Here is a 24,457-nt window from a genome sequence, read left to right on the forward strand (position 1 = left end):
GATAATATTGATTAATTTTGTAAGTTAGGGATCACTAATATGGAATGTCGAGTGTCTTGGATGGGTAATGGCGGCATGGCTTTTTCTGCAGAAACTGGTAGCGGGCACCTGGTAAATATGGATGGCGCGCCCGAAGCTGGAGGCAGAAACCTAGCCCCAAGACCCATGGAGTTGCTTTTGGCTGGAGCCGGAGGTTGTTCTGCATTTGATGTGGTTTTAATCCTACAAAGGGCTCGGCAAGCTGTAACTGCCTGCGATGTGGCTCTTCAGGCAGAAAGGGCGACCGAGGACCCCAAAGTCTTCACTAAGATCAATCTGCATTTCACAGTCAAAGGCAAAGAGTTGGATCAAGCCAAAGTGGATCGTGCCGTTAAGCTATCTCACGAAAAATACTGTTCTGCTACCACGATGTTGGCTAAAACGGCTGAACTCACTTACAGCGTTGAAGTCATTGAGGAATAAGTGCAGAGTCAATCGATAAGCCGGATTCTGTCGCCTAGATTCGCATCTAGGGGCAATCATTCCTCTAGGCCGTTAGTTACCTAACGGCTCAAGCTCCCTACCCGCAGACTCAGCGGGACGCCTCATCGTCTGCATACTTGGGATTGCTCCAGGTGGAGGTTACCGCGTTTCACCGTAACTAAATACGCTCGTCTCTGTGGCCCTATTCCTCACGTCACCGTGGATGGCCGTTAGCCATCACCCTACCCTATGGAGTCCGGACTTTCCTCCCCCTCAATAAAGAGGCGGCGATTGCCTAATTGACTCTGCGCCTGCAGTCTAACGCAGACGGAGTAAATTGGCTCGTAAAAAGTTTTGAAGCGAAACGGGGAATTAAGTCAGCGACCAGGCAATAGTTTCACCTGCACGCAAAGGGACAATCGTGGCATCACCTAAAGGTAATTCAGCAGGAATGCTTTGTGCTGATTTTGACAGTGTGATTTTTTTACTATTGCGGGGCAATGAATAAAAATCCGGACCAAAGAAACTCGCAAAGCCCTCTAATTGATCTAGCTTGCCAACACTCTCAAATGCCTCAGCGTATAAACCCAATGCATTGAAAGCACTATAGCAACCAGCACACCCGCATGCAGCCTCTTTGGCACCCTTGGCATGCGGAGCACTATCAGTGCCCAAGAAGAAACGAGAGTTGCCACTCGTAGCGGCCTCTAGCAAAGCAACACGATGCTCTTCGCGCTTGAGCACAGGTAAACAATAGTTATGTGGACGAATCCCGCCCGCAAAAATCGCGTTTCGATTCATCAATAAATGTTGAGGGGTGAGCGTAGCAGCAATTATATTTTTTCCACCAGTCGAAGCATCACGTACATAATGCGCCGCTTGTTTAGTAGTGATGTGCTCAAACACCATTTTGAGCTCAGGAAAATCTTTACGCAAAGGCTCTAGAACAGCATCGATGAACACTGCTTCACGATCAAATATATCAATCTCAGCGTGTGTGACTTCGCCATGCACCAGTAATGGCATCCCAACCACTTGCATCGCCTCCAGAGCTTTATAGCAATGCTTAATATTGCTGACACCGGCATCACTGTTTGTCGTAGCGCCTGCAGGATAAAGCTTGAATCCAACGATACCTTCAGCCTTTGCCTTACGCACTTCTTCTGCAGAAGTGTTATCCGTGAGATACAGAGTCATTAGGGGTGTAAAGCTGCTTATACCCAATGATCTTAGATTTGCCTCAATGCGAGATTGATAGGCCTTAGCTAAATCTACAGTAGTTACAGGTGGTTTCAAATTTGGCATGATGATTGCCCGCGCAAATTGACGAGCAGTATCGGCCAATACATCCCTCATCACATCGCCATCACGAATATGCAAATGCCAGTCATCTGGCTGAATCAATTGAATTTGGGTTGAACTGTTGGACATATTATTTATTCAGCAAGATGATGCGGAAATCATTCACATTCGTAAGTGTAGGGCCAGTTTCCACCAAAGCATCTAATTGCGCAAAAAAACCATAACAATCATGCCCTGCTAAATAGTCCCCTGGTTTGACTCCCTGAGATTTGGCGGATTCTCGAACGGCAACATCAAACCAAGCACCAGCATTCTTTTCGCTACCGTCAATGCCATCTGTGTCTGCTGCCAAAGCGGCAATATTGGGTAAATCTGAGCTTGCCGCCAAGAGGGAGAGTAGATATTCACTACAACGACCACCGCGCCCTTTAAGGCCTGCGGGAATGGTTACAGTACATTCACCACCGGAGATCAACGCTAAAGACTTGGTGGCTTTATCAAAATACTCCCGAGCCAATTGAGCCTGATTGATACCGACGTCTTGAGCCTCACCAGTAATTGTGTCGCCCAAAATAATGGGCTCATATCCTTGATCGCGAACATAATCAGCAGCAGCTTCCAGACTTTTATAAGCCGTTGCAATGACATGATTGGCGACTTGCGCATTTACCAGATCAACATCTTTTAATGTCTCGGGTATCTCACCAGCCAAACCTTGTTTGAGATGATTTAAAACGGATACCGGAATAACATCACTACCCAAACGATATTTTTCTAGGATATTGAGTGCATCTAAATATGTTGAGTAGTCAGCGGCGCATGGGCCACTCGCAATGTCTGCCGGGGAGTCACCAGTCACATCTGAAATTAATAATGCTTCCACTCGTGCGCCACATGCAATTGCAACTCTTGCCAAATTGCCCCCTAAGATTGCAGACAAGTGTTTACGCACCACATTCATCTCTTCAATCGGCGCACCACTGCGTAAAAGAGCCTCAGTAGTCTTGCGCATATCTTCAATCGAAATGCCAACTACTGGAAGAGTGAGAAGGCTAGAGCCACCTCCAGAAACCAAGGCAATCAATACATCTCCAGCCTGTAATTGTTTTGCTAGTGCCAGCACTTCCTTAGCGCCATCCATACCAGCCTGATCTGGGACCGGGTGCCCTGCTTCCACAATCTTGATATGCGAAGTAGGTGAGCTATGTCCGTAGCGAGTCAGAACAACACCTTCAATTTTGGTCTTTGGCCAGTGTGACTTTGCATAAACCTCCAATGCACTTGCCATAGATGCACTGGCTTTACCAGCGCCGACTACCAGGCACTTTCCTTTGGGTTCCTGTCCGCCCGGAAATATTGTTGCTAAATACTGTGGAACAATCACTTGTGGATCAGCTACTGCGACGGCAGCAGCAAAGGCATTTTTCAGAATCGCCTCGGTTGAAACTAGTGAATTATTTTGCTGACTCATCAAGATATTCTAATCAAGTGCAGCGCGTTCTTGCATTTGCCACATCTCGGCATATCTTCCCTTAGAGGCCAATAGTTCAAGATGCGTACCACGCTCAACAATCTGCCCATGATCCATTACCAAGATTTGATCGGCATGAGTGATTGTTGAAAGACGATGTGCAATGATCAATGTTGTACGATTTTTAGCCAAGCTGAGAAGTTCTTCCTGAAAGGCTCTCTCTGTTTTGGAATCTAAAGCAGAAGTCGCTTCATCAAAAATGAGCATGGCAGGTTTTTTAAGGAGAGTTCTAGCAATTGCGACGCGCTGTTTTTCACCACCCGATAATTTCAAACCTCTTTCACCAACTTGGGTATCGTAGCCATCAGGAAGGCGCTTGATAAAACCATCAATTTGCGCCGCTCTAGCCGCCTCTTGTACCTCTTCAATGCTAGCTGATGGATCCCCATAGGCAATGTTGTAGCCAATCGTGTCATTAAATAAAACGGTATCTTGCGGAACAATACCAATCGCTTTACGTAAGCTGGCTTGGGTCACTTCTTGAATATTTTGACCGTCAATCACAATCTTTCCTGATTGAACATCATAAAAACGAAAAAGTAACCTGGCCAAAGTGCTCTTACCAGCACCGCTTTGACCAACCACCGCAGTAATAGTGCCCGCAGGAATATTGAAACTAACATCTTGCAGAATCTCACGTTTAGCGTCATAGTGAAAAGACACATGCTCAAAACGAACATCTGGCCCATGCCCTTGATTTTCAATATGCAATGGATGTGCATTGGGAGAGTCAGCAATCTCTTTATCAGTGTTAAGCAAAGAGAACATGCGATCCATATCAGTTAATGACTGTTTGATTTCTCGATAGATCACTCCCAAAAAATTCAGTGGAATGTACAGCTGAATCATTAAGGTATTTACCAGGACAAGATCCCCCAAGGTCATCGTGCCATTCACTACACCAAGAGTGGCACGCCACAGAATCAGCATCAAGCCAATCGCAATAATGATTTGCTGCCCAAGATTTAAGAAGGCTAGAGTCTTCTGCGACTTCACGGCTGCAGATTGGTAGCGCAGTAGATTTTCGTCGTAACGACGAGCCTCAAATGCTTCATTCCCGAAATACTTCACAGTCTCAAAATTCAATAAGGAGTCAATCGCCTTTTGATTTGCTTTCGAGTCCATGTCATTCATGGTGCGGCGATAGTGGGTACGCCATTCAGTCACAACAATAGTAAAGACGATGTATAAAACCAAAGCCACTAAAGTGATTGCTGCAAACCAAATATCATATGAATAGGCGAAGTAACCCAGCACTAAACAGAATTCGATAAGCGTTGGAAGAATGCTGTAGAGCGAATATGAAATGAGCGATTGAATACCGCGTGTACCACGCTCAATATCACGACTCACACCACCAGTCTGACGAGCCAGGTGAAAGCTCAATGCTAATGAATGCAAATGCTCAAATACTTGGAGGGCTACTTTGCGTACTGCATTTTGGGTGACCCGAGCAAACAAGGCTTCACGCAATTCAGCAAACAAAGAAGCAGAAATTCGTAACAGCCCATAAGCAACAATGATGCCAACAGGAACTACCAATAGAGCTTGTGGAGAGTCTGTTTTGACATCTAAAGAGTCGATTAACTCTTTCATCAAAATTGGGATACCCAGATTGGCAAACTTAGCAGCAATTAAGCAACTCAGTGCCAGAATGACTCTAAAGCGGTACTCCAAAAGGTAGGGAAGAAGATCCCGAATAACGCGCCAATCGCCTCGTTGAGGTGTCTTTGAATCTGCGCTAGCGTGTTGGTGTCCCGATGAATGTCTCATCGTTCTATCTTATTCGCTTCTAACTTAGTTCGCTGAAAACAGTTTCAAAATCGCGTCGCCATTACTGCGCGAAAAACATTTTTTAGCAGCCTCCTGAAACGGAAGCCACTCATAGGCTACATGCTCTCTAGGTGCAAGCTTCACTTGCGTGTCATCAGGAACCTGGAGTGCAAACCAATGTTCTGTATTTTTGGTTACGCCAGGCGCATATCGAAAGCGCCACTCAGGATAGATCTCGTATTCGATTTGGTGGTGCATGTTACGCAATGCGCCAGCGGGCAGAGCTTCAACAGCGATGCCCGTTTCCTCGAAAACTTCACGAGCCGCTGCTAAAGTCAAATCTTCATCTGGCGCATCTAAGCTACCGGTAACTGATTGCCAAAAACTACTGCGATCAGCACGCTCTATTAACAAAACATCCCTATTCGATTTATAGATAACAACTAAAACCGAGATAGGGATTTTCAAGAGAGGCTAACTACTGCTGAAATTGTTTTAAGCGGCTGGTGTGGCAGCTTGACGTAAGCGAATATGTAACTCACGCAACTGACGCTCATCTACTGGACTAGGAGCCTGGGTTAACAAGCACTGTGCACGTTGTGTTTTAGGGAAGGCAATCACATCGCGGATTGATTCGGCACCAGTCATCATCGTCACGATACGATCTAGGCCGAAAGCAATACCACCATGGGGTGGAGCGCCATATTGGAGGGCATCTAGCAAGAAACCAAACTTTGCTTGAGCCTCTTCTGCACCAATCTTCAGCGCACGGAATACCTGGCTTTGAACTGCCTCTTGGTGGATACGGACGGAGCCGCCACCAATTTCGCTACCATTTAAAACCATGTCATACGCCTTAGCTAGGCACTTACCTGGATCTGTTTCCAGATACTTCATGTGCTCATCTTTAGGGCTAGTGAAGGGATGATGGCAAGCAACCCAACGCGCCTCACCTTCATCATAGTCAAACATTGGGAAATCTACTACCCACAATGGCTTCCAGCCTTCAGTAAAGAGGCCACGCTCTTTCCCCCAGGTGGAGTGGCCAATACGAAGACGTAAATTGCCAATGGCATCGTTTACCACTTTTTCTTTATCAGCGCCGAAGAAAATAATGTCACCATCTTTAGCGCGAGTGCGTTTCAAGATGCCTTCAATCGCTGCATCATGCAAATTCTTCACAATTGGTGACTGCAAGCCATTACGGCCATCAGCAACAGAATTCACTTTGATCCATGCCAAACCCTTGGCACCGTAAATACTTACAAACTGGGTGTAGTCATCGATTTCACTACGGCTGATCTCAGCGCCACCCGGTACGCACAAGCCCACCACACGGCCACCCTCTTGATTGGCTGCGCCTGAGAAGACCTTGAAATCCACATCTTTCATCAAATCAGTCAATTCAGTGAACTCAAAGTTCACGCGCAAATCAGGCTTATCAGAACCAAAACGCGCCATCCCTTCCGAGTACGGCATGGTTGGGAATGGGTTTGGCAATTCAACATTCATCGTCTTCTTAAAAATATGACGAATCATATTTTCAAAGAGATCACGAATTTCTAACTCACTTAAAAAAGCAGTTTCGCAGTCGATCTGCGTAAATTCTGGTTGACGATCGGCGCGCAAATCTTCATCGCGGAAACATTTAGTGATTTGGTAGTAACGATCAAAACCAGCCACCATTAACAACTGCTTGAACAACTGTGGAGATTGCGGCAAAGCAAAAAATTGGCCGTCATGCACGCGGGATGGAACTAAATAATCACGCGCACCTTCTGGTGTGCTCTTGGTGAGCATCGGCGTTTCAATATCGATAAAGCCAGCATCGTCCAAATAGCGACGACATTCCATTGCTACGTTGTAACGCAAACGCAAATTCTTTTGCATTTGTGGACGGCGCAAATCTAAGACACGATGAGTCAAACGAGTAGTCTCAGAAAGATTCTCATCATCAATCTGAAAAGGTGGAGTAATTGAAGCATTCACAATAACCAGGTTATGGCAGAGAATTTCTACTTTGCCGCTGACTAAATCCGTATTCTCTGTACCAGCAGGACGCGCGCGTACCAAGCCTTTAATCTGAATACAGAACTCATTACGAACTTGCTCGGCAAGTGCAAACATTTCTGGACGATCAGGATCACAGACCACTTGCACAAAACCCTCGCGGTCACGCAAGTCAATAAAGATAACGCCTCCATGGTCACGACGGCGGTTAACCCAACCGGAGAGGGTGACCTCTTGTCCAATCAGTGAATCAGTTACTTGGCCGCAAGTATGGCTACGCATTGACATAACAATTTCCTAAAAATCAAAAATGGTGTGGTGACTCAAGTGAAGTCAGAGCACTAGAATTATTTGGTGGCACCGAGCCCATCGAAACAATATGCTTCAAGGCTTCTTCAACACTCATCTCAAGCTCGATCGTTTGCGTACGCGGCACGATCATAAAAAAACCAGAGGTAGGGTTTGGAGTAGTCGGCAAGAATACATTGACATAATCTTCGCCCAATTTAGCGGCAACCTCTTTTGCAGGGGTTCCTGTTTGGAATGCGATCACCCAAGAGTCAGCATGGGGGTAACGAATTAAGAGCGCCTTACTAAAGGCCTGGCCGCTACCAGAAAATAATGTAGATGAAACTTGCTGTACGCTGGAGTAAATAGAGCGCACAACTGGAATGCGATTTACCAGCTTATCCCAAATCTTTAACCACCACTGACCAGCAAAACTAATTGCAAGTAGACCAGTGAGCATGATCACTGCAATCACAATCAAGATTCCAACACCAGGAAGGTCGCGGAAATGCTGCAAATCTCTTGCGGCATCTTGTGGAAGAACCACGATGATGGCGTGCATGACAGAACCGAAAACGCCGTCGAGCAAACCCAAGCCCCAAGCAATCACCCAGACGGTGATCGACAATGGTGCCCAAACCAGGATGCCAGCGATAAAGTATTTTTTCATGTGTTCTGCCTAACCAGCTATTTTAGCGTTTTAGCAGCCAAGCAGCGAGAGACTAATAAATACCTAGACTGATGATCAAAATCCCAGCCAAAAATCCACCGGCAAAGAGCAAAGCCCCGGCCACTAGGCGATGGGTGCGGCGCTCTTGTAGCAAAAGGGCCTTTAGAACCTCTATTTCGCCACTTTCAGCCTTTTTCTGGTGCTTGCTGGCTTGAGCCAGGCTATCTGCGAGCAAACGGGGCAATGTTGGCAAAATTTTGGCCCATATTGGTGCCTCAGCTTTCAAACCATCAATCAATCCGCGCCAACCCAATTGCTGATCAACCCATTTCTCTAGGATAGGCTTAGCAGTCTTCCATAGATCTAAATCTGGATCCAACTGACGCGCCAGACCCTCAACATTGAGTAGCGTCTTTTGTAGCAAAGTGAGTTGCGGCTGAATTTCCACTTTAAAGCGACGTGAGGTCTGGAATAAGCGCATCAAAACAATGCCCAAAGAAATTTCTTTTAATGGACGATCAAAATATGGCTCACAAACGGATCGAACGGCACCCTCTAATTCTTCCACGCGCGTATTTTCTGGAACCCATCCTGACTCAATGTGCAGCTCGGCAACTCGACGGTAATCACGATTAAAGAAAGCTAAAAAGTTCAGCGCTAAATAATTCTTATCGGATTCACTGAGTGCGCCGACTATTCCAAAATCCAACGAAATAAACCGCCCAAAAGTTTCTGGCTCCAAGCTGATCATGATGTTTCCAGGATGCATATCTGCATGGAAAAAGCCGTGCTCAAAGACTTGGGTAAAAAATATTTCAACGCCATCAGCGGCCAACTTCTTAAAGTCCACTCCCGCTTCACGCAGCGCCGCAGTGCGGCCAATAGAAATGCCATCCATTTTTTCCATGACGATGACATTGGTGTGACATAGATCCCAATACATCTCTGGAATCATTAACTTCTTAGAATCAACAAAATAGCGACGTAACTGACTCGCATTTGCCGCCTCGCGCATTAGATCCAATTCGTCATGTAGGTAGGTATCAAACTCTGCAACGTTCTCACGTGGCTTGAGTCGGCGCCCATCCTCAGAGCTCTTCTCAATAACTTTGGCTAAGTCATACATTAAGGCCAGATCACCTTCAATTACCGGCAAGATACCGGGGCGCAGGACTTTAATGGCAACCGATTTGTGTGCCCACTCAGGATGTTTTTCAGTGCCGCGTAATATCCCAAAATGTACTTGAGCAACCGAAGCACTAGCTACAGGCGTCGCATCGAAACCAATAAAGACCTCTTCGATAGGCTTGCCTAAAGCTTCTTCAATTAAACGACGTGACTCTTCATTAGAGAATGGTGGCACTTGATCTTGTAGCTTTGCCAACTCGTTAGCAATATCTTCTGGCAATAAATCACGACGCGTAGAAAGCACTTGCCCAAACTTTACAAAGATCGGGCCCAATGCCTCTAAGGTCAATCGAATACGCTCACCTCTTGGCAGCTTGGTGCCAGGCGAAGTCCAACAGACAACCGTTAAACACGTCCGACCAATTCCGGGTTTGAGAACATCGCGCAATAAGGGCAGCAAGCCATAACGCCATGCTGTGAAGAAAATGAAACTGAGGCGAGCAATTCTGCGCACGATTTACTTGCCCTTTTGCTCAATTAGTTGAATACGCTTCTCCAAGCGATCAACTGAATCGCGTAATTCACTCAACTCAGATTTGTGAACCATAAAATCTCGTTTATTCAAAAGCACGTTTCTTTCTTCGCTCACATACTCCACTACATTGTCTAGCAAATCACTCGCTGCTGAACGCGTAGCAGAAACAAACTTTTTACCCTGTCGCACAGCAAAATTAGCGGGAGCATCTCCCACTAAGTGAGCCAAATCTTCTTCATACTCCCAACGCAATTGACCAGCAAGACGACCAATTAATTGGGCTAAATCTGCATCACCTGTAATTTTGACAGCTTTAAAAGCCTGCTCTTTTAGACTGCCAGTACTAGCAGTCAAATCACTTAATGCCTTAGCTGATACCTCAAGCAATAGCGTAGGACCATCTAACTCCTTGAGAGTTTCTAAACAACCAAAGGCATTGATCTCAAAACATAAACGCCCCAAAGGGAGTTGAACGAGTACCGTCTTACCGGCATGCTTTGCGAGTTCAGCGCTGGCCCATGGCTCCTTCTTTAAGACATGATTGATAGCGCGGCAAGCAGCGCTGGCGGCAATCGTATGTGCTGAGGATGGCAGTGTGTTCATAAGTGTAAAAAACCCGCACTAGTGCGGGTTTTCCTGCGGAAAGTACCTAAAGCTTAAACCAACTGAGAGATGCCCGCCAATACCCAGCCTGCAGGACCCTCTACCGGCTTACTCAGATTCCAGATTTCGGAGAAATCACTCGCTGGCGCATTCTGTTGCTCGCGGATGATGCCGCTGAACTGAACGCTACAGAAATAATGCGCATCTGCAGTTTCAATACCCAATAATCGGGCGTTAATAGTCACTACATCAGTTTGGTTTGCGCTATCTACGCGCCCAGCCAAATCTTGACGAATGGTAGCGAACATTTCAGGGGTAGTAAATTCTTGCAATGAGGCAAGATCGCCCTGATCCCAGGCCTTCTGTAAGGTCACGAAATACTGCTTAGCGTTTTCTAAAAACGTCCGCTCATCAAACCCTGGCGGCAGGGTTGATTGAAATGATTCCGGCTCTACGCCAACACCAGCAAAAGCATTAGCAGCTGGAGTAAATGCTGGCTCTTGTCTTGGGATTTGATCAAAACCCGTTCGCCGCATGCTCGAGGAAGGTGCATTTGAATTCTGGCCCGCACCTGACATGGCAGGCAAAAGTTTGCGGATCAAAAACATCATGACAAAACCCGCAAGCATTGCAATGAGCAAACCCGTAATAAGTGAGGAAGCTGCTTCACCCAATCCAAAATGAGATAAGAGATAGCCAATCCCCAGGCCAGCAGCTAAACCGCCTAAAATCCCCCCCATGCCACCAAATCGACTGGGTGCTGGTGCCTGTGGCGCAGCAGCTGGAGTATTAGGTTGAGCTTGTTGAGCTGGTTTTTGTGCAGGAGTAGCCTGTCTTTGAATAGGTGCACTTGGCGCACGACCGAAACTCTTACCGCCACCGAGACGTGCAGCATCAACCGATCCCATTGATGCAAATACCAAAGTCATACTCAAGAACACTGTCTTAAAAAAATGCTTGTTCATTTCTTTTACTCCTTTTAATAACTTCTGCTACTTGAGTTTTTAAGAGCTTAAAAAGCTATACAACTATCAGTATTTAATACCAATATGTAAGGCAACGATACCCCCGGTCATCCTATGGGTTTCAACCTCATCAAAACCAACACCTAACATCATTTCTTTCAAGGTATCTGCATCCGGATGCATGCGGATAGATTCCGCTAAATAGCGATAACTCTCCGAGTCTTGTGCAATTTTTTCACCCAACCAAGGCAATACCTTAAATGAATACGCGTCATAGACTGGCTGCAAAAAAGCATCTGGCTTAGAAAACTCCAAAACCAATACACGACCACCTGGTTTAATCACGCGACTCATTTCACCCAAAGCAACCTCTTTATGAGTCATGTTGCGTAGACCAAAGGCAACCGTTACAACGTCAAAATGGTTATTCGGAAAGGGGATTTTTTCTGCATCAAATTGCACACAAGGCAAAGCCATGCCGTGATCAAGTAAACGGTCTCGACCAACTCCCAACATGGAAGCATTGATATCGCTTAGCCAAACTTGAGCATCGGGGTTATGGCCCCAATCTGCAGCCTTAGCAAATGCAGTAGCCAGATCGCCAGTACCACCAGCAATGTCTAAGATCTTTTGACCAGGACGAACATTCGCTCTAGCAATGGTGATTTTTTTCCAAACACGGTGCAAACCAAAAGACATTAAGTCATTCATCACATCGTATTTGCTCGCTACCGAATGAAATACCCCGGCAACCTTACCGGCCTTTTCGACTTCATCAACGCTTTGATAACCAAAGTGGGTTTTACTCATTAGTGACTTCCACAAGAATGGTCATGCGCATGTCCAGCCTGAACCATCGGTGCATCACGATCCAGACCAGCAGCAGCCAATTTATCTAAATGCTCTTGCCATACTTGCTCTTGGTTTTCACACAAGAAATACAAGTAATCCCAAGAATACAAACCTGAATCATGGCCATCAGAAAAAGTGGGCTTCAATGCATAGTGACCAACAGGCTCAAGATTTGCAATCAATACATCACGCTTACCAGTTTGCAAAGTCTCCTGACCAGGGCCATGACCTTGCACTTCGGCTGAGGGAGAGAGCACTCTCAGTAATTCAAAAGGTAAGCGATAGGTAGAGCCATTTTCATAAGAGAGCTCTAAAACCTTAGATTGTTGATGTACAACGATATTGGTTGGAATCATTAAACCAACACCCTTTCAATACCGCCTTGATTTGCTTTGGCAACATAATCTTGCATCCAGTTTTCGCCTAACAATTTTTGAGCCATTTCAACCACGATGTAATCAGCAGTGGTATCGCTATCGGCATCAAAACGAGTCAAACCTTGTAAGCATGATGGGCAACTGGTTAATACTTTGACATCTCCGGTGAAGTCGCCTTTACGTAAGTCGTTGGCACCCTTTTCCATTTCGATTTGCTTGCGAAAACGCACCTGAGTAGAGATATCAGGACGTGTCACTGCCAATGTTCCAGACTCTCCGCAGCAACGGTCATTCTTTGCAATCGCTTTGCCATCCTCTAACTGAATCAGTTCATTAACAGTCTTCAATGGATCTTGTAACTTCATTGGAGAGTGGCAAGGATCGTGATACATGTACTTCACACCCGTTACGCCAGAGAGCTTGACACCTTTCTCTGCTAGGAATTCATGAATATCAATAATTCGGCAGCCTGGGAATATTTGCTCAAACTGATAGCCAGCTAATTGATCGTAACAAGTGCCGCAAGAGACAACCACCGTCTTAATATCTAGATAATTTAGAGTATTAGCAACGCGATGGAACAAGACGCGATTGTCCGTAATCATCTTCTCTGCTTTATCAAAGTCGCCATTGCCACGCTGTGGGTAGCCACAACATAAGTAACCTGGCGGCAATACCGTTTGGACGCCTACATTCCATAACATGGCTTGAGTAGCCAAACCAACCTGAGAGAACAGACGCTCAGAACCACAGCCCGGGAAGTAAAACACCGCCTCTGTATCAGCGGACGTTGTCTTCGGATCACGAATAATCGGCACATAGTTGGCATCCTCAATATCTAAGAGTGCGCGTGCCGTTTTCTTCGGTAAATTGCCAGGCATCTTCTTATTCACAAAGAAAATCACCTGCTCTTTGATACTCGGCTTACCAACGGTTGCAGGAGGATGTGCAGTTTGTTGTTTTGCAAACTTGCGGAAAATATCATTACCCAAACGCTGCAACTTATAGCCCCAACCAATCATCGTCTTACGAGCTAAATGGATAGACTCGGGACTCGTGGCATTCAAGAAGAACATCGATGCAGCGGTACCAGGATTAAAGCGCTGCTGCCCCATCTTACGCAATAGGTTGCGCATATTCATAGTCACGTCACCGAAGTCAATTTTGACTGGACAAGGAGTTAAGCACTTGTGGCACACGGTGCAATGGGCTGCGACATCATCAAACATTTCCCAGTGTCGAATTGAAACGCCGCGACGAGTTTGCTCTTCATACAAGAAAGCTTCGATCAATAATGAAGTTGCCAAAATTTTGTCACGTGGACTGTACAACAGGTTTGCGCGTGGGACGTGTGTAGAGCAAACCGGCTTACACTTACCGCAACGCAAGCAATCCTTCACGCTGTCAGCAATAGCACCAATATCACTTTGCTGCATGATTATCGATTCATGGCCCATCAAGCCAAAGCTTGGCGTATAAGCCATGCTGAGGTCTGCATGCGGCATTAACTTGCCTTTATTAAAGCGACCCTCTGGATCAACACGGTTCTTATAACTACGGAAATCTTTCAACTCCGCTTCAGTTAAATACTCCAGCTTTGTAATGCCAATGCCATGCTCACCAGAGATCACACCATCTAGCGAACGAGCCAGCTTCATGATGCGATCAACCGAGCGATGCGCATCTTGCAACATCTCGTAATCATCAGAGTTGACTGGAATATTGGTATGCACATTACCGTCGCCAGCGTGCATGTGTAATGCCACAAAAACGCGCTTGCGCAAAATATTTTTGTGAATAGCTTCAAGCTCAGCCAAAATCGGTTCGAATGCTAAGCCCCCAAAAATGATGCGTAGCTCGGAACGCACTTCATCTTTCCAAGAGGCACGCAAACTATAGTTTTGCAATTGCGGAAAATAAGCATCCATCTGCGTGAGCCAGTCAGCCCAGCGGGTACGTACTTTTGCAATTAACTCAAGAGCTTGCTGAACACGATCACCCAAAATTTCTGCAGTAGGGATTTCGTATTCTTCATCACTTTTGCCTAATGGCAAGGCGCTCTTTTTCAAGAACGACTCCAAGCCATCCAGAACTTGCAGCTTGTTCTTAAGGGATAGCTCAATATTGATGCGATCAATTCCGTCGGTGTATTCGCCCATCCGCGGCAAAGGAATCACGACGTCTTCATTAATTTTGAAGGCATTGGTGTGACGGGCAATCGCGGCTGTACGCGCACGATCTAACCAAAATTTCTTACGCGCTTCTGCGCTGACGGCAACAAAGCCTTCGCCAACGCGTAAGTTCGCCATGCGGACTACTTCACTCGTTGCAGCCGCAACAGCCTCCTCATCATCACCAGCGATATCACCAATCAACACCATCTTTGGCAAACTATTGCGCTTGGATTTGGTTGAATAACCAACCGCCCTCAAATAACGATCGTCCAAGTGCTCCAAGCCAGCTAAAATGGGGCCGCCTTGCTTACTTAAACCGTCTAAGTAAGCCTTAATTTCAACAATACTGGGAATAGCTTCGCGCGCTTGACCAAAAAACTCTAGGCAAACGGTACGCATAAATTTCGGCATGCGATGCAATACCCAGGTTGCGCTGGTAATCAGACCATCACAACCTTCTTTTTGGACGCCAGGCAAACCAGATAAGAATTTATCGGTAACGTCCTTACCTAAACCCTCTTTACGAAAACGCCTACCCTCTACTTCAAGTAGTTCTGTTTTCAGAATACGTTGACCAGGCTCGCTATTGCCATCAGACCAAGTAAGCTGAAAGCGCACTGTTGCAACATCATGGATCTTGCCAAGGTTATGCTCTAGACGAACAACATCAAGCCAATTTCCCTGGGGATCAACCATGCGCCAGCTAGCTAAGTTATCCAGAGCAGTGCCCCAGAGAACAGCTTTTTTACCACCAGCATTCATAGCAATGTTGCCACCAATACAACTTGCATCAGCAGAGGTGGGGTCAACTGCAAACACTAATCCAGCATGCTCTGCCGCATCAGATACGCGGCGAGTGACAACCCCAGCACCTGTAAAGATTGTTGGCACTTCATGATCAACGCCTGGAAGATGTTTGGACTTTACGCCACCGATATCTTGTAATTTTTCAGTGTTGATGACTGCTGACATGGCATACAGCGGTATAGCGCCGCCGGTATAGCCAGTACCGCCTCCACGTGGAATAATGGTGAGCCCTAATTCAATACATGCTTTTACTAAGCCAGGAATTTCTGATTCGTAATCAGGTTTAAGAACCACCAACGGAAATTCAACTCGCCAGTCAGTCGCATCGGTCACGTGCGCAGCACGTGACACACCGTCGAAGCAAATATTGTCACTAGCAGTATGTCGACCTAATTCTTTGCGCGCACGTTTACGGATAACTTCAACTTCTTTAAATCCGTTTTCAAAATTTTCAATTGCGCGATAGGCAGCAGCCAACAATACTTCTACCTGCTCAGCGGAGTCGCCCTTGTTACGCTTTTTGACTTCGCCCAAGCGATGCCATAAAGCATCTATTAATTGCTGGCGACGAGTAGGGCTATCTAAAAGATCATCCTGCAAAAAGGGGTTACGTTGCACTACCCAAATATCACCCAGGATTTCAAACAACATGCGGGCAGAACGACCGGTGCGGCGAACCCCACGCAATTCATTCAGAACACGCCATGACTCCTCACCTAAAAGGCGAATAACAACTTCTCGATCAGAAAAAGAAGTGTAGTTGTAGGGAATTTCACGAAGACGGGGGGAACCCGCCTCAGCATCCAACAACTGGTTTAAAGCCAATGGTGCGTTCATAGCGACATATTTGATAAATAAGCATTTTAATTGAGCAAACCTGATACTGGCAGGAATCGAAGAAAGTTGCTCCCCAAAGGGATAAACCCTTGCAAATCTAAGGGCTTAGGAGCCATCCGTGGTACGCTCATCGGATGGCAACGAACTATTTAAAGAAAATTTTATCGGCTCGCGTCTATGACGTGGCCAGAGAAACGGAACTACAGCTAGCCCCTGAACTGACTAAGCGCTTGGGCAACCAGATTCTGCTCAAAAGGGAAGACAACCAGCCGGTTTTCTCCTTCAAACTCCGTGGCGCCTACAACAAAATGGCCCATTTACCCCAAGAAGCCCTAAAACGGGGGGTGATTGCCGCCTCTGCAGGTAATCATGCCCAGGGAGTTGCTCTGTCAGCAGCCAAAATGAAATGCAAGGCCGTCATCGTGATGCCGGTCACGACACCAAGCGTCAAAATTGATGCTGTCAAGGCCAGAGGAGGCTCTTGGGTCGAAATCATTCTTCACGGCGAGTCCTATAGTGATGCCTTCCAACACTCAGAGGTCATTGCTAAAAAACGGGGATTAACTTTTGTTCACCCTTTTGATGATCCTGATGTGATCGCTGGTCAGGGCACTATCGCCCACGAAATTTTTACTCAATACGAAAAACCCATCGATGCAGTATTCGTAGCAATCGGTGGGGGTGGCCTCATTGCCGGTATAGGTGAATACATTAAAGCAGTGAGCCCAAAGACTAAAGTCATTGGCGTTCAAGCATCTGATTCTGATGCCATGAATCAATCACTCAAAGCCAATAAGCGCATTGAGATGAAAGATGTTGGTTTGTTTTCAGATGGCACCGCAGTCAAATTGGTTGGCAAAGAAACTTTTCGCATCTGCAAAAAAGTGGTGGATGAAATCATCACTGTTGATACTGATGAAATCTGCGCTGCAATCAACGACGTGTTTACCGACACCCGCAGCATTCTTGAGCCTGCTGGCGCCCTAGCCATTGCAGGCATGAAGAAGTATGTAGAGAAAAAGCGCGTTAAGAAGAAAACTTTAGTGGCTGTAGCTTGCGGGGCGAATATGAACTTTAGCCGTCTGCGCTTTGTAGCAGAACGGGCTGACGTTGGCGAGTTCCGTGAAGCAGTATTTGCGGTGACCATCCCTGAAGAACGCGGTTCTTTCAAGCGCTTCTGTGAATTGCTCGGCAAACGTAACGTCACTGAATTTAACTATCGTATTGGTGATCAAAGCGAAGCACATATTTTTGTGGGTATTAGTACACAAAAAGCTGGCGATAGTGAAGCTATTGCAAAACACTTTCGCAAAGCAAAATTTGCAACGATTGACCTCACGCATGATGAGTTAGCTAAGTCACACTTACGGCACATGGTTGGCGGGCACTCTGCGCTTGCTAAAGACGAATTACTCTACCGTTTTGAATTTCCAGAGCGTCCGGGTGCTTTGATGAAATTCCTCACCAGCATGGCACCTAACTGGAATATTAGTTTGTTCCACTACCGCAACCATGGCGCAGACTACGGTCGTATCTTGGTGGGTATTCAGGTTCCAAAGAATGAGCAAAAAAAATTCCAAAGCTTCTTAGCTACATTGGGCTATCCACATTGGGATGAGAGCAATAATCCTGCATATCATTTATTTCTTAAATAAGCCTAAGTAAAGATGTCATATACGCTTACCGGAAAACTCGTTGTCGCGATCTCTTCGCGCGCCCTGTTTGATTTCGAAGAAGAAAATCGTATCTTCGAATCGACCGATGACAGCGCCTATATGAAGCTACAGCTTGAACGTCTTGGCGAAGCTGCTCAAAAAGGGGTGGCATTTCCGCTCGTAAAAAAACTCCTCGCTTTTAATGAAGAAGGTGAGCAGCGCGTTGAAGTGGTCATCCTCTCTCGTAATGATCCCGTCAGTGGCTTACGTGTATTCCGCTCCGCAGAGCATCACGGTTTACATCTAGAGCGTGGTGTTTTTACTAGAGGCCGTCCACCCTACCATTACTTACGCTCACTGCATGCCAATCTCTTTCTGTCTGCAAACGAAGATGACGTCAGAGCGACGATTGATGCAGGCTTCCCAGCAGCACGCGTTTACCCAGAGTCGAGTAAAACTGCTGAATCACATCCAAATGAAATCCGCATTGCCTTTGACGGAGACGCAGTACTCTTCTCCGATGAAGCAGAACAAATTTTTCAGAAAAAAGGTTTGGAGGCTTTTGTAGATCACGAGAGCAAAAAAGTCGATATTCCCCTGCCTCCTGGCCCATTCAAGCCTCTGCTCGAAGCCTTACACAGACTGCAACGCTCCACCAGCGAAAACGGTATGCGTATTCGCACTGCATTAGTCACCGCACGCTCCGCCCCAGCACACGAACGCGCCATTCGCACCCTGATGGCATGGGGCATTGATGTCGATGAAGCCATGTTCTTAGGCGGCTTATCAAAGAGTGAATTTCTCAAAGAATTTGAACCGGACTTTTTCTTTGATGATCAAACCGGCCACTGCCAATCTGCTGCGTCGGTCGCACCAACCGGCCATGTTGTCTCAGGCGTTTCTAACAAACCTAAGAAGTAAATACTCAATGGCAACACTACCGCTCGGGCAATCAACACAATATCCAGATCAATATGATCCAAGCTTATTGTTTCCAATTCCAAGATCAGAAAATCGCAAGAAGTTAGGTCTTAAAGAGGGTCAGACATTGCCGTTTGTTGGTGTTGATATTTGGAACGCCTTTGAGCTCAGCTGGCTCAACTCAAAAGGTAAGCCTCAAATTGCATTAGCGGAGTTTCAGATACCCGCCGACTCACCAAACATGATTGAGTCGAAGTCTTTTAAGTTATATCTCAATAGCCTTAACAGCGCCCGCTTTGAAAACGAGAGCGAAGTTAAAGAAAGAATAATCTCTGATTTATCAGCAGTAGCTGGTAGTAAGGTAACCACCCGCATCAACCCAACTGAGGCTATCTCCAAAACAGGAATGCAAGAAATGGGTGGCATCCTGATGGATCGGCTAGATATTGAAGTAGACCCAAACTTACCCGCAGATCCAAGTCTGCTGGGCGTAAATAAATCCTTTGGCCCCATTGAGCAGTGCCTCGTTTCACACCTGCTGAAATCAAACTGTCCGGTTACTGGACAACCCGACTGGGCAAGCGTACAAATTCGCTACCAAGGAAGGCCTATATTGGAGGAAGGTTTATTGCGCTATCTGATTGGGTTTAGACAATTAGGTGAGTTTCATGAGCATTGCGTAGAAACAATCTTTACCGACATCAAGCGTGAATGCAAACCTGAAAAACTATCTGTGTATGCGCGCTATACGAGACGCGGCGGCTTAGATATCAATCCATTTCGCACAGATCACAGCTCGCCTTGGCCTGAAAATATTCGGCACGCGAGACAATAAATACTGAATGAGTAGTCAAAGAAAAACCCCTTGTAGGCAATCCTAGAAGGGGTTTTGTTATTGCGATAGCTGTTGATTAGAACGGAATATCGTCGTCCATTGCACCAAGCGATGCGGCATTAGATGATGCTGGAGCAGATTGCTCAGCCGGCTTTGAGCGGCTATAACTCTCACCACCATCACCACTTCCACCTACTGGCTTGCCACCAAGCATTTGCATGGTTTCTGCAACGATCTCCGTGGAGTATTTTTCTTGGCCACTAGCATCAGTCCATTTGCGAGTACGCAAACGTCCTTCAACGTAAACCTGTGAACCTTTTTTGAGGTATTGACCAGCGATCTCTGCAAGCTTGCCAAAGAATGCAACACGATGCCACTCTGTGGTTTCTTTCATTTCGCCAGTTTGCTTATCTTTGTAGCGATCAGATGTTGCTACTGAAATATTTGTAACAGCGTCGCCGCTTGGCATGTAACGCGTCTCTGGATCACGTCCTACGTTACCTACGATGATGACCTTATTTACCGAAGCCATGTTGTCTCCCGAAGAAAATTACTACTGTTATTACTGCTAAAAATAAACTGCTCGCTTGAATTTAATCTATGAAGCTGCGGTTATGTCTTTGTGGCTACATCCTTTGATTCTGCTGCTCTCGCTGGCATTTCACCCATCGACCAAGCAATTATAAGCCAGCAAACTAAGAGAGCTGCGCCCATCGCAAAGACCGATAAATCACCATGGCTATCCATTAAGTAGCCTCCAACGGCAGCTCCAGAAAACAGTCCGATGGACTGTGTGGTGTTGTAAATACCTAGGGCTGTGCCTTTTGATTCTTTTGCAAAACGCGACACCAAGGATGGTTGTAAAGCTTCTAATAAATTAAATCCTACGAAATACACCAATAGCGCAATAGCAATTGAAGTAATGGATGATGTATTGGTAAATAAAATTTCTGCAAGCAATAGCAATACGATCGCAAATAAAAGAATGGTGCGCAACTTTTGCTTCTTCTCGCCGTAAATAATGGCAGGGGCCATGAAGACAAATGACAACAAAACCACTGGCAAATAAATTTCCCAATGGGATGAAAGAGGCAATCCAGCTTGAACCAATAATCTTGGGACCACTAAGAACATGGCCACTTGAGTTGCATGCAATACAAAAACACCCAGATTTAATCGCATCAGTTCTGGACGAAAGAAAACCTCTTTCAAATAGGCTTGTTGAACTTTAGCCTCTGGCTTGTTAGTAGGTAAAACGTAGTAAGTCACAAACATCGCTATCACACCAAGAATCGCCAGGATGAAAAAAATTCCGCTCAAACTAATGACTCGATAAATAGGCGCTGCAATCACCAATGACAAAGCAAATGACAAGGCAATACTGCCGCCTACCAAAGCCATAGCGCGAGTACGCACCTGCTCACGGGTTAAGTCTGCCACCCAAGCTGAGATCGCGGCCGAAACGGCACCAGCACCCATGACCCCGCGCCCAATCGCAATCCACAACAAGTCATCTTTGGCCGCGCAGATCAGCGCCCCAGCCACAAACAGGGATAAGCCCCATAAAACCACCGGTTTACGGCCAATCCGATCGGAAAGGCGACCCAAAGGGATGTAAAAGCAAGCCTGAACAATATTGAAGATTCCGAGGGTCAAGCCCACCCAAAGAGCGTGCTCGCCACCTGGCAAGCCCCGCGCATGAATGCTAAAGACTGGCAAGAGCAAGAACAAGCCCAGCATTCGGAGGCCAAAGATGCCCGCTAAGGCCAGAGTAGATCGGAGTTCAGAAGAATTCATGGGAAAGAGCTATATTAACAAGTTACGCTAAAAAATCATGAATAACGAAATCAAGATCCGCGGTGCTCGCACCCACAACCTCAAAAACATCAATCTAGATATCCCTAGAGAGAAACTTGTCGTCCTGACTGGCTTATCCGGTTCCGGCAAAAGCTCATTGGCTTTCGATACGCTCTACGCCGAAGGTCAGCGTCGCTATGTTGAGTCCCTCTCTGCATACGCGCGTCAATTTTTGCAGTTAATGGAAAAACCGGATGTCGATACGATCGAAGGTCTGTCACCGGCAATCTCGATTGAGCAAAAAGCTACGAGCCATAACCCACGCTCTACCGTTGGTACTGTTACTGAGATTCATGATTACCTACGTCTACTCTTTGCGCGTGCTGGCACACCACACTGCCCAGATCATGATCTTCCATTAGAGGCACAAAGTGTTTCACAAATGGTCGATACCGTGCTGTCTATGCCGGAAGATACAAAATTAATGATTCTTGCACCAGTTGTGAGTGAGCGCAAAGGTGAATTCGTTGATCTCTTCCAAGACCTGCAGGCACAAGGCTTTGTGCGCTTTCGAGTGCGCTCTGGCGGCGGCACAGCGAACGTCGCTAAAGCAGAAATTTTTGAAGTTGATCAGTTGCCTGCACTAAAGAAAAACGATAAACACTCAATCGAAGTGGTTGTAGATCGCATTAAAGTACGACCTGATATTCAACAACGTCTTGCAGAATCTTTTGAGACAGCCTTACGTCTTGCCGATGGTAAAGCCATGATTGTAGATATGGATACTGGTAAAGAGATGATTTTCTCTAGCAAGTTCGCTTGCCCAGTTTGCTCATATTCATTGCAAGAACTAGAGCCTCGCCTCTTCTCCTTTAACAATCCTATGGGGGCATGCCCATCTTGTGATGGCCTGGGGCATCAATCGTTCTTCGATCCAAAGCGCATCGTGGCACATCCTGACTTATCGCTAGCTTCTGGAGCAATTAAAGGCTGGGATCGTCGCAATCAGTTCTACTTCAAGCTATTGCAGACCCTCGCTAAGCATGGTGGCTTTGATGTAGAAAAGCCTTTTGAATCGCTCTCCAAAAAACAACAAGACCTCATCTTGTTAGGCTCTGGAGATGTGACGATTCCTTTTGAATACATCAATGAGCGTGGCAAGAACAGTATCCGCCAACATGCGTTTGAAGGCATTGTGGCTAATTTTGAACGTCGCTACCGCGAAACAGACTCCGTCACCGTGCGTGAGGAACTTGCACGCTATCAAAATATTCAAACTTGTCCAGAATGCAATGGCAGTCGTTTACGCAAAGAAGCGCGCTTCGTTAAAGTGGGCGAGAAAAAACAATCTCGCGCTATTTATGAGATCAGCGCATTACCACTCAAAGAAGCAAAAGAATATTTCGAGGCGCTTGAACTTAAAGGCGCCAAAAGAGAAATCGCAGACAAGATTGTTAAAGAGATCAGCGCTCGCCTACGCTTTCTTAATGACGTTGGACTCGACTACCTCTCGCTCGAACGTAGCGCCGATACTCTGTCCGGTGGTGAAGCCCAGCGTATCCGCCTAGCAAGCCAGATTGGCTCAGGTTTAACTGGCGTCATGTACGTTTTAGATGAGCCCTCGATTGGCTTGCATCAACGTGATAACGATCGCCTTATCGGCACACTCAAACACTTACGTGATTTAGGCAACAGTGTGCTAGTGGTTGAGCATGATGAGGACATGATCCGAGCATCTGACTGGGTGATCGATATCGGTCCTGGCGCCGGTGTTCATGGCGGTGAAATTGTTGCTGAAGGTACACCTGCCGAAGTTGAAGCCAATCCAAAATCACTCACGGGCGCATACCTCTCTGGTCGCGAAGCAATCGCAGTTCCAGAAAAACGTATTCCAGTAAGCGATCGCTTCTTGGAAATCATCGGCGCGCGCGGTAATAATTTGCAGTCCGTCCATGCAAAGATCCCCGTTGGCTTACTGACCTGCGTTACTGGTGTTTCAGGTTCCGGTAAATCCACCCTCATTAATGACACACTGCATCATGCAGTAGCACAGCATCTATATGGCTCTAACGCAGAACCAGCTGCACATGACTCCATCAAAGGGTTAGAGCATTTTGATAAGGTCATTAGTGTTGACCAATCACCGATTGGTAGAACCCCACGCTCCAACCCAGCCACATATACCGGACTATTTACTCCGATTCGCGAACTATTTGCGGGCGTTCCGGCCGCACGTGAGCGTGGTTATGAAGCTGGTCGGTTCTCCTTTAACGTCAAAGGGGGTCGTTGCGATTCCTGCGAAGGTGATGGTGTCCTTAAAGTAGAAATGCACTTCTTGCCAGATGTTTATGTGCCCTGTGATGTGTGTCATGGAAAACGTTACAACCGTGAGACGCTTGACATTCGCTACAAGGGAAAGAATATTCACGAAGTACTCTCGATGACAATCGAGCAGGCTCATGAATTCTTTGAAGCTGTACCGGTAGTTAAACGCAAACTCAAAACATTATTAGATGTTGGCTTGGGTTATGTGAAGCTCGGACAAAGTGCAACCACACTCTCTGGTGGTGAAGCCCAGCGTGTGAAGTTATCGCTTGAGCTCTCTAAACGCGATACCGGCAGAACCCTATACATTCTTGATGAACCTACTACTGGCTTGCACTTCCATGACATTCAATTGTTGCTGACAGTAATTCAAACACTAAAGAAGCAAGGTAATACGATCGTCATCATCGAGCACAACTTAGATGTGATTAAGACTGCGGATTGGATTATTGATTTAGGCCCTAAAGGCGGCGCTGGGGGTGGCCAGATCATTGCCACCGGAACACCAGAGGATGTTGCCAAGAATGAAGTGAGCTTTACTGGACATTACCTAGCACCATTACTCACTCGCAAGCCGGTTGCCATTAAGAAAAAGAAATAATCAAAACAA

At 46.4% G+C, this 24,457-nt stretch carries 19 protein-coding genes and 1 other RNA gene; 5 read left to right on the forward strand and 15 right to left on the reverse strand.

Annotation, left to right across the window (positions count from 1 at the left end):
• Positions 1–39: 39 nt before the first annotated feature.
• The gene (locus ICV38_RS09330; protein ID WP_215380575.1) at positions 40–462 is read left to right on the forward strand and encodes an OsmC family protein; all 423 of its coding nucleotides are present in this window, start codon (positions 40–42) and stop codon (positions 460–462) included.
• Here the strand turns inward: ICV38_RS09330 and rnpB are convergent.
• From rnpB to ICV38_RS09395, 13 genes are all read right to left on the reverse strand, one after another.
• Positions 463–769, reverse strand: an RNA gene (rnpB, locus tag ICV38_RS09335) — RNase P RNA component class A.
• Between the two features lie 65 nt (positions 770–834).
• Positions 835–1,893 (reverse strand): dihydroorotase, encoded by a 1,059-nt coding sequence (pyrC, locus tag ICV38_RS09340; RefSeq protein WP_215380576.1) that lies wholly within the window; start codon positions 1,891–1,893, stop codon positions 835–837.
• A 1-nt stretch (position 1,894) separates the two neighbouring features.
• Positions 1,895–3,235, reverse strand: coding sequence for a glycerate kinase (locus ICV38_RS09345; protein ID WP_215380579.1), 1,341 nt, complete (start codon positions 3,233–3,235; stop codon positions 1,895–1,897).
• Positions 3,236–3,244: 9 nt separating this feature from the next.
• The gene (locus tag ICV38_RS09350; RefSeq protein ID WP_215380582.1) at positions 3,245–5,068 is read right to left on the reverse strand and encodes an ABC transporter ATP-binding protein/permease; all 1,824 of its coding nucleotides are present in this window, start codon (positions 5,066–5,068) and stop codon (positions 3,245–3,247) included.
• 24 nt (positions 5,069–5,092) lie between these two features.
• A complete protein-coding gene (gene nudB, locus ICV38_RS09355; protein WP_215380585.1) occupies positions 5,093–5,536 on the reverse strand; it encodes a dihydroneopterin triphosphate diphosphatase in 444 nt (147 codons plus the stop codon).
• Positions 5,537–5,563: 27 nt separating this feature from the next.
• On the reverse strand, positions 5,564–7,366 hold the full coding sequence (gene aspS / locus ICV38_RS09360; protein WP_215380588.1) for an aspartate--tRNA ligase: 1,803 nt from the start codon (positions 7,364–7,366) through the stop codon (positions 5,564–5,566).
• Positions 7,367–7,382: 16 nt separating this feature from the next.
• Positions 7,383–8,036, reverse strand: coding sequence for a DUF502 domain-containing protein (locus ICV38_RS09365; RefSeq protein WP_215380591.1), 654 nt, complete (start codon positions 8,034–8,036; stop codon positions 7,383–7,385).
• Positions 8,037–8,088: 52 nt separating this feature from the next.
• Positions 8,089–9,678, reverse strand: coding sequence for a ubiquinone biosynthesis regulatory protein kinase UbiB (gene ubiB, locus ICV38_RS09370; protein ID WP_215380606.1), 1,590 nt, complete (start codon positions 9,676–9,678; stop codon positions 8,089–8,091).
• 3 nt (positions 9,679–9,681) lie between these two features.
• Positions 9,682–10,302 (reverse strand): SCP2 domain-containing protein, encoded by a 621-nt coding sequence (locus tag ICV38_RS09375; protein ID WP_215380608.1) that lies wholly within the window; start codon positions 10,300–10,302, stop codon positions 9,682–9,684.
• A 53-nt stretch (positions 10,303–10,355) separates the two neighbouring features.
• Positions 10,356–11,267 (reverse strand): Tim44 domain-containing protein, encoded by a 912-nt coding sequence (locus ICV38_RS09380; protein WP_215380621.1) that lies wholly within the window; start codon positions 11,265–11,267, stop codon positions 10,356–10,358.
• A 66-nt stretch (positions 11,268–11,333) separates the two neighbouring features.
• Positions 11,334–12,077, reverse strand: coding sequence for a bifunctional demethylmenaquinone methyltransferase/2-methoxy-6-polyprenyl-1,4-benzoquinol methylase UbiE (ubiE, locus tag ICV38_RS09385; RefSeq protein WP_215380624.1), 744 nt, complete (start codon positions 12,075–12,077; stop codon positions 11,334–11,336).
• Positions 12,077–12,475, reverse strand: a complete 399-nt coding sequence (locus ICV38_RS09390; protein WP_215380628.1) for a gamma-butyrobetaine hydroxylase-like domain-containing protein — start codon at positions 12,473–12,475, stop codon at positions 12,077–12,079. Before ICV38_RS09390 ends, ubiE begins: the two co-directional genes overlap by 1 nt.
• Complete coding sequence (locus ICV38_RS09395; protein WP_215380631.1) at positions 12,475–16,314, reverse strand: FAD/FMN-binding oxidoreductase; 3,840 nt, start codon at positions 16,312–16,314, stop codon at positions 12,475–12,477. The genes ICV38_RS09390 and ICV38_RS09395 overlap by 1 nt, the downstream gene beginning before the upstream one ends.
• A gap of 134 nt (positions 16,315–16,448) precedes the next feature.
• Here ICV38_RS09395 and ilvA point away from each other — a divergent pair, with 134 nt between their 5' ends.
• Genes ilvA through queF form a run of 3 tightly spaced genes read left to right on the forward strand, consistent with a single transcriptional unit; the run spans position 16,449 to position 19,725 of the window.
• Entirely contained in the window at positions 16,449–17,969 is a 1,521-nt protein-coding gene (ilvA, locus tag ICV38_RS09400; protein WP_215380633.1) for a threonine ammonia-lyase, biosynthetic, read from the forward strand.
• Positions 17,970–17,981: 12 nt separating this feature from the next.
• A complete protein-coding gene (locus ICV38_RS09405) occupies positions 17,982–18,890 on the forward strand; it encodes a 5'-nucleotidase (RefSeq protein WP_215380636.1) in 909 nt (302 codons plus the stop codon).
• 7 nt (positions 18,891–18,897) lie between these two features.
• Positions 18,898–19,725: an NADPH-dependent 7-cyano-7-deazaguanine reductase QueF gene (gene queF, locus ICV38_RS09410; protein ID WP_215380660.1), complete on the forward strand. Its 828-nt coding sequence runs from the start codon at positions 18,898–18,900 to the stop codon at positions 19,723–19,725.
• A gap of 76 nt (positions 19,726–19,801) precedes the next feature.
• On the opposite strand, the gene ssb is transcribed toward queF, so the two are convergent.
• Positions 19,802–20,257 carry a single-stranded DNA-binding protein gene (gene ssb, locus ICV38_RS09415; RefSeq protein ID WP_215357521.1) on the reverse strand — a complete coding sequence of 152 codons (456 nt, stop codon included), beginning with the start codon at positions 20,255–20,257 and terminating at the stop codon, positions 19,802–19,804.
• Positions 20,258–20,337: 80 nt separating this feature from the next.
• On the reverse strand, positions 20,338–21,522 hold the full coding sequence (locus ICV38_RS09420) for an MFS transporter (RefSeq protein WP_215380663.1): 1,185 nt from the start codon (positions 21,520–21,522) through the stop codon (positions 20,338–20,340).
• A 37-nt stretch (positions 21,523–21,559) separates the two neighbouring features.
• Between ICV38_RS09420 and uvrA the strand changes: the two genes are divergently transcribed.
• Entirely contained in the window at positions 21,560–24,448 is a 2,889-nt protein-coding gene (uvrA, locus tag ICV38_RS09425; RefSeq protein ID WP_215380678.1) for an excinuclease ABC subunit UvrA, read from the forward strand.
• Positions 24,449–24,457: the final 9 nt, after the last annotated feature.

Source organism: Polynucleobacter sp. MG-6-Vaara-E2 (genome assembly GCF_018687695.1).
GTDB lineage: Bacteria > Pseudomonadota > Gammaproteobacteria > Burkholderiales > Burkholderiaceae > Polynucleobacter.